General features: G+C 36.7%; 15 protein-coding genes. 7 read left to right on the forward strand and 8 right to left on the reverse strand.

The window, feature by feature from the left end; all coding sequences use genetic code 11:
* The first annotated feature begins 22 nt into the window (after positions 1-22).
* From PQQ29_RS05185 to fabI, 3 genes are all read left to right on the forward strand, one after another.
* Complete coding sequence (locus PQQ29_RS05185; RefSeq protein ID WP_003766243.1) at positions 23-817, forward strand: NAD kinase; 795 nt, start codon at positions 23-25, stop codon at positions 815-817.
* A gap of 18 nt (positions 818-835) precedes the next feature.
* Positions 836-1,726, forward strand: a complete 891-nt coding sequence (locus PQQ29_RS05190) for an RluA family pseudouridine synthase (protein WP_045554604.1) — start codon at positions 836-838, stop codon at positions 1,724-1,726.
* 77 nt (positions 1,727-1,803) lie between these two features.
* A complete protein-coding gene (gene fabI / locus PQQ29_RS05195; protein WP_003761461.1) occupies positions 1,804-2,592 on the forward strand; it encodes an enoyl-ACP reductase FabI in 789 nt (262 codons plus the stop codon).
* Positions 2,593-2,623: 31 nt separating this feature from the next.
* Here fabI and dltD read toward each other — a convergent pair whose 3' ends face one another.
* Genes dltD through PQQ29_RS05220 form a run of 5 tightly spaced genes read right to left on the reverse strand, consistent with a single transcriptional unit; the run spans position 2,624 to position 7,056 of the window.
* Positions 2,624-3,898, reverse strand: a complete 1,275-nt coding sequence (gene dltD / locus PQQ29_RS05200) for a D-alanyl-lipoteichoic acid biosynthesis protein DltD (RefSeq protein ID WP_187984070.1) — start codon at positions 3,896-3,898, stop codon at positions 2,624-2,626.
* Positions 3,898-4,134, reverse strand: coding sequence for a D-alanine--poly(phosphoribitol) ligase subunit DltC (gene dltC / locus PQQ29_RS05205; protein WP_003761466.1), 237 nt, complete (start codon positions 4,132-4,134; stop codon positions 3,898-3,900). The genes dltD and dltC overlap by 1 nt, the downstream gene beginning before the upstream one ends.
* A gap of 24 nt (positions 4,135-4,158) precedes the next feature.
* Positions 4,159-5,343, reverse strand: coding sequence for a D-alanyl-lipoteichoic acid biosynthesis protein DltB (gene dltB / locus PQQ29_RS05210; protein WP_003771212.1), 1,185 nt, complete (start codon positions 5,341-5,343; stop codon positions 4,159-4,161).
* Complete coding sequence (dltA, locus tag PQQ29_RS05215) at positions 5,340-6,872, reverse strand: D-alanine--poly(phosphoribitol) ligase subunit DltA (protein WP_010990699.1); 1,533 nt, start codon at positions 6,870-6,872, stop codon at positions 5,340-5,342. Before dltA ends, dltB begins: the two co-directional genes overlap by 4 nt.
* Before the next feature lie 37 nt (positions 6,873-6,909).
* Positions 6,910-7,056, reverse strand: coding sequence for a teichoic acid D-Ala incorporation-associated protein DltX (locus PQQ29_RS05220; protein ID WP_003761469.1), 147 nt, complete (start codon positions 7,054-7,056; stop codon positions 6,910-6,912).
* Between the two features lie 207 nt (positions 7,057-7,263).
* Between PQQ29_RS05220 and rpiA the strand changes: the two genes are divergently transcribed.
* Positions 7,264-7,938: a ribose 5-phosphate isomerase A gene (gene rpiA / locus PQQ29_RS05225; RefSeq protein WP_003771215.1), complete on the forward strand. Its 675-nt coding sequence runs from the start codon at positions 7,264-7,266 to the stop codon at positions 7,936-7,938.
* Positions 7,939-7,973: 35 nt separating this feature from the next.
* On the opposite strand, the gene PQQ29_RS05230 is transcribed toward rpiA, so the two are convergent.
* Together PQQ29_RS05230 and PQQ29_RS05235 are read right to left on the reverse strand one after the other, a co-directional pair.
* Positions 7,974-8,411 (reverse strand): GNAT family N-acetyltransferase, encoded by a 438-nt coding sequence (locus PQQ29_RS05230; RefSeq protein WP_187984071.1) that lies wholly within the window; start codon positions 8,409-8,411, stop codon positions 7,974-7,976.
* Between the two features lie 16 nt (positions 8,412-8,427).
* Entirely contained in the window at positions 8,428-9,177 is a 750-nt protein-coding gene (locus PQQ29_RS05235; protein WP_003761475.1) for an alpha/beta hydrolase, read from the reverse strand.
* A gap of 217 nt (positions 9,178-9,394) precedes the next feature.
* On the opposite strand from PQQ29_RS05235, the gene PQQ29_RS05240 reads away from it, so the two are divergent.
* From PQQ29_RS05240 to PQQ29_RS05250, 3 genes are all read left to right on the forward strand, one after another.
* On the forward strand, positions 9,395-10,414 hold the full coding sequence (locus PQQ29_RS05240) for a branched-chain amino acid aminotransferase (RefSeq protein WP_003761476.1): 1,020 nt from the start codon (positions 9,395-9,397) through the stop codon (positions 10,412-10,414).
* Positions 10,415-10,608: 194 nt separating this feature from the next.
* Entirely contained in the window at positions 10,609-11,373 is a 765-nt protein-coding gene (locus PQQ29_RS05245) for an ABC transporter ATP-binding protein (protein ID WP_033533201.1), read from the forward strand.
* Entirely contained in the window at positions 11,370-12,122 is a 753-nt protein-coding gene (locus tag PQQ29_RS05250; RefSeq protein ID WP_003761478.1) for an ABC transporter permease, read from the forward strand. The genes PQQ29_RS05245 and PQQ29_RS05250 overlap by 4 nt, the downstream gene beginning before the upstream one ends.
* Before the next feature lie 36 nt (positions 12,123-12,158).
* On the opposite strand, the gene PQQ29_RS05255 is transcribed toward PQQ29_RS05250, so the two are convergent.
* Entirely contained in the window at positions 12,159-13,634 is a 1,476-nt protein-coding gene (locus PQQ29_RS05255; protein WP_010990701.1) for an LM6179_1298 family efflux MFS transporter, read from the reverse strand.
* Positions 13,635-13,709 lie beyond the last annotated feature (75 nt).

A 13,709-nucleotide genomic window follows, 5' to 3' on the forward strand; every position in this document is an offset into this window, starting at 1 on the left:
GGAATAGGGGCGAATAGAAATAATGAAATATATGATTACTTCAAAAGGGGACGAGAAGTCAGATTTGCTGCGATTGAATATGATCGCTGGTTTTGGGGAATATGACATGGAATATGATGAGATAGAACCTGAAATCGTTATTTCTATTGGCGGAGATGGAACTTTTTTGTCTGCGTTTCATCAATATGAAGAGCGCTTAGATGAAATTGCTTTTATCGGAATTCATACTGGTCATCTTGGCTTTTATGCTGATTGGCGCCCAGCTGAAGCAGATAAATTAGTTAAGTTATTAGCAAAAGGAGAATATCAAAAAGTTTCTTATCCACTGCTTAAAACTACAGTAAAATACGGCATTGGCAAAAAAGAAGCTGAGTATTTAGCGCTAAATGAGTCAACCGTAAAAAGTTCAGGTGGACCTTTTGTTGTGGATGTAGTTATTAATGATCTCCATTTTGAACGATTCCGCGGAGATGGTTTATGTATGTCAACACCAAGCGGAACGACTGCATATAATAAATCACTCGGGGGAGCGCTAATGCATCCGTCCATTGAAGCAATGCAATTAACTGAAATGGCGTCGATTAATAATCGAGTTTACCGGACAATTGGTAGTCCACTCGTTTTTCCGAAGCATCATGTAGTTAGTTTACAACCGGTTAATGACAAGGATTTTCAAATTTCTGTGGACCATTTAAGTATTTTGCATCGTGATGTTCAGGAAATTCGTTATGAAGTATCAGCGAAAAAAGTTCATTTTGCGAGATTCAGATCATTTCCATTTTGGCGTCGAGTACACGATTCATTTATTGAAGATTAAGCTAGCAGGAGGAAGCATGTGTTTTTAGAATGGCAAGTAAAAAATGAAGAAGATGGGTTGTTGCTTAGAACTTTTCTGAAAAGCAAGCACATATCTAAACAATTATTAACCGCAGTAAAATTTGGCGCGGATGGTAAAATTGAAGTTAATAACGAAGAACAAAATGTTTTATATCATGTTAAAACTGACGATAAAGTTCGACTTACCTTTCCAACTGAACAACAAAATGAACGATTATTGGCAGAGCATACAGATTTAGAAGTAGTTTTTGAAGATGACTTTTTATTAATTATTAACAAACCGGCCGGAATGGCTTCAATTCCGTCTCAATATCATCCGACCGGTTCAGTAGCAAATTTTGTAAAAGGACACTACGAAAATCAAGAGCTTACAAGTGCTATCCATATCGTAACAAGGCTTGACCGAGAAACATCAGGATTAATGTTAATCGCCAAAAATAGATACGCACACGCCAGACTCAGTAGTTTTTTGCAACAAGGACTACTCAAAAGACGATACCAAGCTTTCACTTCTGGTACCCTGGAAGAAGAAGCAGGATCTATTGAAGCACCAATAGGACGTAAAGATGTAAGTATAATGGAGCGTTTTGTTACTCCAGAAGGAAAATATGCGAAAACAAACTACGAAGTTCTCATGCGTTATAACGGGTTTGATCATTTAGCGATCCAGCTTGAGACAGGGCGAACGCATCAAATTCGGGTGCATTTTTCTTATATCGGTCATCCGCTTATTGGTGATGACATGTACGGCGGGGATCAGGTGCTACTTAAAAGACAAGCACTTCACTCTTGTCATCTACATTTAGTCCACCCAGTCACAGAAGAATATATGGCATTTGATTTGCCTTTACCAGAAGATATGGAACAGATAATTCAAAAATCGAAGTAATAAGTGTTTTAAAAAGTTATTTGGTCATGTAAAATGGAAGAAGCGAACAAATCGCATCAAAATTAGGAGGAAAGAACATGAATTTATCATTAGAGGGAAAAACATATGTTGTAATGGGAGTAGCTAATAAACGCAGTATTGCTTGGGCGATTGCTCGTTCATTAAATGAAGCAGGAGCAAAACTAGTATTTACATATGCGGATGATCGTGCGAAAAAAAGCATTACTGAACTAGTACCTTCATTAAACGAAATAAATCAAGATCCACTTATTTTAGCATGTGATGTAACAAGTGAGGACGCTATTACAGCGACATTTGAAACAATTAAAGATAAAGCAGGCAAACTTAGTGGTTTAGCACATTGTATTGCTTTTGCTAATAAAGATTACTTAACTGGTGACTATTTAGAAGTAGATCGTAAAAGCTTCTTACAAGCGCATGAAATCAGTGCTTATTCGTTTACAGCGGTGGCGCGTGCGTTAAAACACTTAGATATGTTAACTGAAGATGCTAGCTTGCTTACTTTAACTTATCTTGGCGGTGAGCGTGTTGTAGAAAACTACAATATCATGGGTGTTGCTAAAGCTTCTCTTGATGCTAGCGTGAGATACCTTGCAATGGACCTAGGAGCTATCGGAGTGCGTGTGAATGCTATTTCTGCTGGACCAATTAGAACAGTCTCTGCACGTGGCGTTAGCGGCTTCTCTGACTCGATTTCACTTGTAGAAGAAAGAGCACCTTTAAAACGTGCAACACAAGCAGAAGAAGTAGGAGATACAGCTTATTACTTATTCAGTAACTTATCACGAGGCGTAACAGGTGAAGTAATTCATGTGGATAGCGGTTATCATATTATTGGATTCTAACAATGAAAAAAATCCAGGAGTAGTTTAAATACTACTTCTGGATTTTTTTTGGTCCATTATCTGGATGACTTTTAATATAATAATCATCTACTGTTGGTTTATAGTTTGTTTGAACCGGTGCTTTGACAAAATCAGCAAGGACTTGGTCGATTTTTACCCAACCGCGCCAGCTTAAATGAATAGGATCTTCTAAAAAGAAAGAATTATTTTGATATTGTTCTAGAGAGTAATAACGGAAGCCTTGACTCTCGATTTGTTGTTTTGTTTTAGCATAGTAACCATCTAAGCCTTGTTTGTTCATACCAATGTAGTCAATCCATTTACCATTAATAGGAGGATTGATGAAAATAACATCAGCGCCAGCTTTTTTAAATGCGTCCATTAGAAGTTGTAAATCACCAAATTCTGGAGATTCATCGTAACGCAAATCTTTACGGCTGTCTTTTAGCTTACCTTCAATTGGTTTGATTTTTTTCTGGTAATATTTTTCTTTCACTTGGAAAGGATTGTCACCGATACTTTTCTCACCAGTTTCTTTTGCTAGGTCATCTAGTTGTTTATAATCTAATTTTTCTGGGAGATCTTTTAGACCTTTTTCTATACGATCTTGTTTAGAACCTGAAACTGTTTTCGATTCTAAATCGTCTTTACGTTCTAAAATTTTCAGTTCGACATTACCAGCAAGTTTTACAAGTTTTGGATCATGAGGTTTTTTAGGACCTTTTGCGACGATGTTTTCAAGTAATTTCTTTAAAGTAGAGTCGCTTTGAACCACTTGGAACGATAATAATCTTTTAGCTGCATATCTGCGTTCAGGTGTGTTTTTCGCGTCTTCAAGTGCAAATTTATAAGCATGAAGAGGGGAGAAGTTAGCACCAAACGATGGATCAGAAACGCCTTTAGGTTGGAACCATTGTGGAGATAAAACTACAGCCACTTTTTTGCCTCTTAAGTCATCACCAAGTGCATTTACATCAAGAAAATGGCTTAATGATTGTGTACCCGGACGACCTAATAGGAATGGTGTATAACCTTGATCATATTTTTTTGAGACTACGCTAGGATGAAATGGATCGACACGAGAAAGCTCCGAAGAACCATAAATTGGTAAATAGTTTCCTTCTTTTAAAGCTTCTTTCTGGATGTCTAAGCCTTGGATGACGTATTCGTTCATAGACGTAGCACTCTTTTCTACAGTCTCCGAAGACACATAAGAAAATAAGCTGCTAGGTCCAAATAGAACGAAAAGGAAAACCGCGAATGCGACCAGTAAAGGCCCAAATGTCATCCACAGCTTTTTTTTCATTATTTTAGCGCCTCAAGTTGTGTAATAATCATTTCAGGAGTAGCCCATTCGTCGCGGTCAAATTCTGAAACGGGTACAGTAATATCTAGTCTTGATTCAATTTCAATTAAAAGTTGAACAGTTGCCATTGAGTCTAGTAAACCTTCATCAAATAATTTGATATTTGTATTTTGTACTACTTCATCAGTTTCTGTAATTTCTTCTAAGATTTCTAATACATTTTCACGAAAAGCCATTTAAATTACCACCTTTAGTTAGTTTTAAAAATTAATTTTATCTAAAATACCTGAGAAAATCAGGAATCCGAAACAAACAAATTGGAATGTAATGATAACGCCGATTACATAAGTTATTTTGTTTTTTGGATAGAACTTGTGCTTTTTGTTAAAGCGTTCGATTAGGTCGAAACCAACAATTAAAGTGGCTTGATAAAGACCATAAACGATGTAATACCAGTGAAGTCCGTGCCATACACCCATAATGAAAAAGTTAACAAAATATGCGATATAGGCGATGGTGAACTTACTCTTGAACCATTTCTTTTTTGTAAGCCATAAGACAAAACGCATAAATACATAATCACGGAACCAGAAGGAAAGAGTCATATGCCAGCGATTCCAGAATTCTTTAATGTTTCGTGCTGCAAAAGGCTTATTGAAGTTCATTGGTGTTTGAACGCCGAGTAGATAACTCACTCCGACTGCGAAGGCACTGTAGCCAGCAAAGTCAAAGAATAAGTACATACTGTATGCGTACATATAACCAATCAAACTTGTTGTTGTATCAACATTGTGTGTAATCGCGATGTCTAGTGGAACAACAAAATGTTTGTTTACTAAGTATGCGATAATGAATTTATAGAGAAAACCAAGGAAGATAAGGAAAATTCCTCGATTCAGTAAAGCAACATAAGCTTCTTTACTAGGCGGATTATCAACGTCTTTTTTAAAGCGACGGAACCGGTCAATCGGTCCTGATGAAATAGTTGGGAAAAATAGTAAGAAATTAACAAAATCCCATGCGTTGTACTGTTTAATTAAGTTATCGCGTATTTCAATAATCATTTGTGTCGCTTTAAAAGTTAAGTACGAAATCCCTAGGAAACCAACCATTGTTACTTGGTCCCCTAAAATTGGAACTACTTTAGAGATTACAAGCGGGAGAATGGAGAGAATCACTGCTATGACGAATACGCCGCCATGATTCTGTTTTTTCTCCTGCCTGTAATGGAAGTAAAGTCGTACGAGTGCAAGTTGCCAGAAAACAAAGAAGATAAAAGTAACTCCTTGGACTGGATTTGCAGCGAATAAAAAGTATAAAAATACTAATGTGACAAAAGCGTTATATATCGGTAATCTTTTTCCTAACAAACCAGCTACTATGATAGGAATGAAAAACAGAAGAAGTACTCCAAAATAAAGTATTGTACCGTATGGTGTGCTCACTTGTTAACCTCGCTGTTAAGTGCTTTTCGATCAATTTTGCCATTCATTGTCAACGGGAATTCCGTTTTATAAATCCATTTTCTTGGGATCATATATGCTGGCATAAATTCTTTTAATTCGTTTTTGATTGCTGCACTTAGCTGGTATTCTTTTTCAAAATCGTGGGAAGACGGGATGACCTGAGCGACCAACATATCAACCTTTTCATCTTTCATTTTAGGAATAATAGCGCAGTTTTGGATGTAACTTACTTTTTTTAGATTGTTTTCAATATCTTCAAGTTCGATTCTGTAACCATGAAGCTTAATTTGGAAGTCAAGACGACCTTGGAAGAAGAGATAACCATCTTTTATAACACCAGAGTCACCAGTATGGTAGGCTTGGTAACCTTTGTAATCAAAGAATACTTGGTCTGTTTTTTCTGGTTCGTTTAAATATCCTTTTGAAACACTTGCACCGATTAGGATGATTTCGCCTTTTTCGCCTTCAGGAAGTATTTCACCAGTTTCTTGATCGACAATATGAAGTCGCATATCTGGTTTAATAACTCCAAGTGGTAGGCTCGGATAAGCATCAATCAACTCGCGTGTTACTTTTACTTGTGTAACAGCAACTGTAGCTTCTGTCGGCCCGTATGTGTTATAAATGACTGCATCTGGGAAACGGTCAAGTAGTTCACTTGCTGTTTTCTTAGCAAGTACTTCACCACAGAATAAGAAACGTGTTAAATTAGGGTTGTTTTCTTGGTTGAAATTATCATCTAGTAAACATAAGTCTGCAAATGATGGAGTAGAAACCCATACATCAAAATTTTGAGCAGGTATTTCGCGATATAAATCTTTCATGTTAGCAGTGATTGTTTTATCTAGTGGTACAAGAGTTCCGCCTGAAAGTAAGCTTGGATATAAGTCCATAACCGACAAGTCAAAGGAAAATGGTGCTTGGTTTAAGAAGCGCAATCCTTGTCTTAACGAGAAATCTTGTAAAATCCAATTGCTAAAACTAACTAAATTGTTTTGGCTAATTTGAACGCCTTTTGGATTTCCTGTGCTTCCTGATGTGTATATAATATAATAATTATCATCATTTTTAACACATTCAGCAGGGTCTGGCACTTCTTCAAAATGTTTTTCCAAAGCATCCATCAATTGGTCTTGTGTTAGAACGGGACAACCTGTAATTGTAAGGTTGCTTGGAAGCTCTTCTGTGCAAATGAATAGTGCAGGATCTGCTGCTTTTTTGATTTGTTCTATACGTTCAACTGGCATAGAAACATCTACAGGAACATAAGCACGTCCTGATTTAATAGTACCTAAAAACGCAATAAGCATTAGTGGGGACATGTGTCCGTACACGATAATAGGTTTTTCTTTGTCAGAGTTTAAAGTATTTAGTAGAAAAGAGCCGAATGCATCCGATTGCCGTTTAAGTTCTTTGTAGGAAAGACGTGTTCCAGCATATTCATAGCAAGGGAAATCCGGTGTCTTTTCTGCCCATGCATCAATTCTTTCAATGATACTCGTTGTCATAATTGATATTCCCATTTTTTAACAGTCCTTTCTTTTTTTAAAATTCATTGTAAATAAATTTGGCGCCTTCAGGGTTTTTGAAACCATAAAACCATAGCAACCCAAGCAAAACAGTCAAGTAAAAAATAGTCTTCATTGTAAAAATTGTTGCTGGATGATGCAAAAATAGTTTTACTTTATTCATAAATCCACCTCTTTATTATTTCAGTTATGTTACAAATATTAAAATTAAACTCTTAATACTTACTTACTGTAATACATCTGTCTTTAAATGTCTAATTACATTTTTGTAAGGTTAGAAAAATAAACTTACTTTGAACTTAAAAGTAGGTAGCGTATAATGAAAATATCGATATCGCAATGCTTTAATGCTAAGTTGGGAGGAAAATAAATGATTAATCAAAAGAAAATCGCAGGTGAAAAAGCGTGTGAATGGATTGAAGATGGAATGGTTGTCGGTCTTGGAACGGGAAGTACCGTTTATTATACGATTGAAAAATTAGGGGAAATGGTGCAAAAAGGCTTAAACATTACTGGGGTGGCTACTTCTATAGAAACAGAACAACAAGCTCGGACATTAGGGATTCCGCTAAAATCTTTAAATGATGTAACGAAAATTGATGTCACAATTGATGGCGCTGATGAAATTAATCAAGCTTTTCAAGGAATAAAAGGGGGCGGAGGAGCACTTTTACGAGAAAAGATGGTTGCTCAAGCTAGTTCAAAGAATATTTGGGTTGTTGGGGAAGAGAAGCTTGTGACAGAGCTTGGAAAATTTCCTTTGCCACTTGAAGTGATTCCTTTTGGATGGAAGCAAATTAAACGAATGCTAGAAAATGACGGGGTTGAAACTACTTTGCGCAAACAGTCGTCAGGAGAAATATATGAAACAAATAACGGCAATTATATTTTAGATATTATAAATCAGACCTTTACTAATCCAGAAGCCTGGCATGAAAAGTTAGCGGGCATTCCTGGGGTACTTGAGCACGGCTTATTTCTTCATTATGTAGATATAATTATTTGCGGCAAAGCATCAGGAGAAATAGAGATAATAAAAAAATAGTTATTTCTTCTATTAGAAAGAAATAACTATTTTTATTAATAAGTTAATGTTTTTTTCATTTCTTTATGTTTAATTCCTGCATCTAAGAATACATCAGAGCACGTTTCATAGCCAAGTTTTTCATAAAAGGGGATTGCTGTTAACTGGGCGCCTAATTTTAGTGTTGTTAATCCACGCTTTTTAGCTTCCAGTTCAATAGCTTCCATGATTCTACGTCCACTGCCGGAGCCACGGGCTATTTTTTGGGTGCAAATGCGTTCGACTTTACCGTAACCATCCTTTACGCGAAATCTGCCTGTCGCGAGCGCTGTGCCGTCTTCAGCGTAATCAACAAACATATCCACCGAAGCCATTTCATCAAATTCATCCCATTCTAATGCAGGATCTACATTTTGTTCGACAACGAAAACGTCATTTCGAATTTTTAGTGCTGCTTGTTTACCTAGTTCATCTGTTACTTTTTTTACCGTCAAGTTGTTCCGTCCCTTCCTATGCGCGCATGCTTTCTAAATCAAACGTATTTACTGGAAGCATAAATTGTAAGGATTCTTTAATAAATGGCTGCCAGTATTTCCAGCGATGATCGCCGTTAAATACGCGGAAATAATAATCAAACCCACGAGAGGTTAAAATTTGTTCTAAAGATTTGTTTGGTGATAGAAAATCGAGTATTTCATCTCCAGTAGTTTCAACTGCAGTTTCTTGGTCGCCAATAATATGGTAGATTTTTACTTTGGCAGGGTCAGCTTTTTCTGCTAATGTAAGGATTGCATCATCGACATAAGGAGAATGTAAGATAACATTACCGAACGTAAACGGAAATAGTAGTGCGGCTTTTAATGAAACAGATGCACCAAGGGAGTCACCCATAAGAAATCTACTCGTTGGCATTTGGAAAGAAGGGAAGCGTTCTTCAAGATAAGGAACAAGTTCGAATGCTAAGAACCGGATGTATGCTTCATTTTGTTCACCATCTGGATGATACTTTTCTCGGCGATCCATGACAGTTTTGTAAGGAATACCAATGAAAATGGCTTTTTGAATCTGCTCGTTTACTGCTAATTCTTCAGAGTGACGCGCAAGTTTACCAAACTGAAAATAATCTTTTCCATCTTGTACAATAAATAAAGGATATTTGTAAAGTGGCGAAAAATCAGGTGGTAAGCAAATAATTAAATCGAGTTCCTCTCCTAGCAATTTACTGTAAAATTTCTCATCTAACATTTTATGAGCTGTCATTTTCATTCTCTCCTTTCTTGAAATCCTTCCTTCTAGATGATTGTTTTTTGAAAAGTTACTCTATTTTAGCATGAATTACATTAAAAGAAAGAACATTTTGCCTATTTATTAGAAAAAATTTTCTTTTTCATAGGACTTCACTGCAATAATAGCGTTTATTGTGCTATACTGAAACATACAATAATTCTGATTTATCGATAGAAAGTGGGGATTTTGAATGAGTAAAGATATTGACTGGAGTAATTTAGGGTTTAGTTATATTAAAACGGACAAGCGTTATATTTCACATTGGAAAGACGGAGCGTGGGATGAAGGTACTTTGACGGAAGATAATACACTTCATATTAGTGAAGGTTCTACTGCACTTCATTATGGCCAACAATGTTTTGAAGGTTTGAAAGCATATCGTTGTAAGGATGGTTCCATTAACCTTTTTCGTCCAGATCGTAATGCTGCTCGTATTCAAAAAAGTTGTGAACGTTTATTAATGCCTCATATTCCAACAGAAAAATTTATTGATGCTTGTATGCAAGTTGTTCGTGCAAATGAAGAATTTGTTCCACCTTATGGTACTGGAGCAACTCTTTATTTACGACCGTTTGTAATTGGCGTAGGTGATAATATTGGCGTTCATGCAGCTCCAGAGTATATTTTCTCTGTTTTTTGTTCACCAGTTGGTCCTTATTTCAAAGGCGGAATGGCACCAACTAACTTTATCGTTTCTGACTTTGACCGTGCCGCTCCAAATGGAACAGGTGCAGCAAAAGTAGGCGGTAACTATGCAGCAAGTTTACTTCCAGGGCAAAACGCAAAAGATCGTAATTTTGGGGATTGTATCTACTTGGACCCAGCTACTCATACAAAAATTGAAGAAGTTGGCTCGGCTAATTTCTTTGGTATTACAAAAGACGATAAATTTATTACGCCGTATTCTCCTTCTATTTTGCCAAGTATCACAAAGTATTCATTACTTTATTTGGCAGAACACCGTTTAGGTTTAAAAGCAGAAGAAGGCGATGTATTTATTGATAAGTTAGATGAATTTAAGGAAGCAGGCGCATGTGGAACCGCCGCAGTTATCACACCAATTGGCGGTATTCAAACAAAAGATGACTTCCATGTGTTTTACAGTGAAACAGAAGTAGGTCCAGTAACAAAACGCCTATTTGATGAACTATGTGGAATTCAATTTGGAGATGTAGAAGCTCCAGAAGGTTGGATTTATAAAGTGAAATAATGACAAACCGTCCGTTTATCGGGCGGTTTTTTTTATGCTTAATTTTAGTTAATTTATTTAAAAAAAAGAATATAAGTTTTTTGTTGACAGCATATCAACTAAGTGTTACTATATAGTGGTAATAAGTGATACAGAATACCCGTGATACTAAGTAGTGAAATAAAATAGGAAATTGGAAGGAAGGGTGAGTTCAAATGAACGAATGGATGATTGAAGCTAGTGGGTTAAGAAAGTCTTTCAAAAAAAACGAAGTCTTAAAGGGCGTTGATTTTGGAGTAAGGCGCGGTGAGATTTTTGCTTTACTTGGCTCTAACGGTGCTGGGAAAACAACGACTATTCAAATTTTAACTACACTTTTGAAAGCAGATAATGGAAAAGCGAGTGTTGCTGGGTTAGATGTTACGAAAGAACCAGAGAAAGTGAGAGAGCATATTAGTCTTACAGGACAATTTGCTGCAGTAGATGGTTTACTAACTGGTCGTGAGAATATTTTACTCATTGCAAAATTACGAGGAGAAAAAAATCCTGATCAAACAGCCAAAGATTTACTAGCACGTTTTGGTTTAGAAAAAGCTTCAGACCGAAGAGCAGACACATATTCAGGCGGGATGATGAGACGTCTTGATATTGCAATGAGTTTAGTGGGATCTCCGGATGTGATTTTTCTTGATGAACCGACGACAGGTCTTGATCCAGAAGGACGGATTGAGGTATGGAAAACGATTAAAGCTCTTTCTGATGGAGGAACTACTATTTTACTGACGACACAGTATTTAGATGAAGCGGAGCAACTTGCTGATAGAATTGCAATCCTTCACGGCGGAACGATTATTGCAAATGGTACTTTAGAGGAACTTAAAAAATTGTTCCCACCTGCTGAAATTGAATATGTCGAGAAACAACCGTCACTGGAAGAAATTTTCTTAGCAATTATTAATGGTAAGGAGGGAGTAAAATGAAAGCAATTCGCGATACAAGAATCTTGTTTGGTCGCTCGATGCGTCACATTTTGCGTAGTCCAGATACAATTATTACAGTAGCAATTATACCCATTATGATTATGTTGATGTTCGTCTATGTACTAGGTGGAGCGATTCAAACAGGAACAGATAATTATGTTGATTACTTGTTACCAGGGATTATTTTAATGGCAATTGCAAGTGGGATAGCTTATACGGCAGTACGATTATTTACAGATGTGCAAAAAGGGCTGTTCCAACGATTTCATTCTATGCCAATTAGTCGTTCTTCTGTATTATGGGGACATGTTTTAACTTCTTTAGTTTCTAATGCAATTTCAGTTGTTTTGATTATTCTAGTTGCTTTATTAATTGGATTTAGGTCATCTGCTGGGATTTTAGAATGGCTTGCTGTAGCTGGGATATTGCTACTTTTCACGCTAGCTTTAACTTGGGTGGCTGTTATTCCTGGTTTGACTGCAAAATCGGTTGACGGGGCGAGCGCTTTTTCTTACCCACTGATTTTCTTGCCTTTTATAAGTTCTGCTTTCGTTCCAACTGATACGATGCCAACTGCGGTTCGGGTATTTGCGGAAAATCAACCAGTAACTTCTATTGTAAATACAATTCGAGCATTGTTATATTCAGGGTCCGTTGGTAATGAAATCTGGATTGCACTTGCCTGGTGTGTTGGTATTACAGTCGTAGCTTATATCTTTGCAGTACTAAAATATAAAAAAACAATCTAACAAAAAAGGATTGGCTCAAAGGAGCCAATCCTTTTTTTAATTTTCACCAGAAATATGTTTTTTCGGTAAAATGAAATGGATAAAATAACTAACGATACAACAAGCAAACATTACCCAGAATACCATGTGGAGTCCGCTATATAAAATATCTCTAAGCGGTTCGACTAGATCTGGATTAACATTACCTGAAGTTTGTGGGCTGATTAGCTGATTTAAATTACTACGATTTACTTCGCTACCAGCTGCTGCACGGAATTGTGTGGTTAATACGGAGTTGAAAATAGTTCCAAAGACAGCGACACCAATCGTTTGACCAACAGTTCTAAATAGTGTGTTGGAAGCAGTAGCAATACCAGTTTGGAATCTCGGTACAGCATCTTGGACGGTTACAGTTGTAGTAGTAAAAATAATCCCAAATCCAAATCCCATAAAGGCACTATTTAAATAGAAGAAGATGTCATTTGTAGAAGCTGGGAATAAAGCTAAAATAAGTCCACTTGCAGCTGTTATTAATACGCCGATTCCGACTGTATGGCGATTTCCTAGTGTCATTAAAAGCTTTCCGCCTATAAATGAACCGATAATCCACGTGACGGAAAGTGGTGCAAGCATAAATCCAGCAATTGTGGCTCCGTGGCCAAGCATTCCTTGCGCCCACATTGGAATATAAACATTAATACCAATTAAAAAGGCACTAATTAGAAAACCAATTAAGTTTCCAATTAAAACAACTGGATTTTTAAATAAAACAAATGGCATAATCGGATCTTTGGCACGTTTTTCGACAAAATAAAAAGCAACAAATAATAATATCGAAACGGCAAAAAGAATGACTACGAGCGGTTCTGTCCAGTTGAGGGACTCTCCAGCACGCTGTAATGCAAATAATAATCCTAAAAGTGCTACAGTAAATAATGAGGCCCCAAGATAATCAATTGGTAATTTTACTCGTTCGACCTCTTCACGTAAATAAAGCAAAATAAGTAAGATAGTTAGAAGTCCGATTGGCACATTAATAAAGAAAATCCAATGCCAAGAAAGTTGGTCTACTAAAAATCCACCAACGAGCGGCCCGAAAACACCTGCAATACCCCAAGCAGAACCCATGAAGCCAAGTACTTTTGCTCGTTTTTCAAATGGGTAGACGTCTGCGATAATCGTCATAGTAGATGGTAAAATCCCGCCTGCTCCAATACCTTGAATCGCGCGAAAAATAATTAATTGCTCCATATTTTGTGCAAATCCACAAAGTGATGAACCAATGATAAAAATAATTGTCGCAATTACAAAGATATTTTTTCGTCCATACAAATCAGACAGTTTTCCGTAAATAGGAACCGTCACTGCTGATGTTAGTAAATAAACAGAAAAAATCCAGTTCATTAACTCTATGCCGTCCAACTGACTTACAATCGTTGGCATCGCAGTACTCACGATGGTACCTTCAATAGCTGCCATAAATGTTGCGACAAATACGGCGATGGTAACGGCTTTTACTTTTGTTTGTTCCAAAAAATTCCCTCCCTTTTCGTCTACCGAATTATAGCATATAAAAGGACTGATTTGGAAAAAAATTAATCTTAAGAA

Source organism: Listeria innocua, assembly GCF_028596125.1.
Lineage (GTDB): Bacteria > Bacillota > Bacilli > Lactobacillales > Listeriaceae > Listeria > Listeria innocua.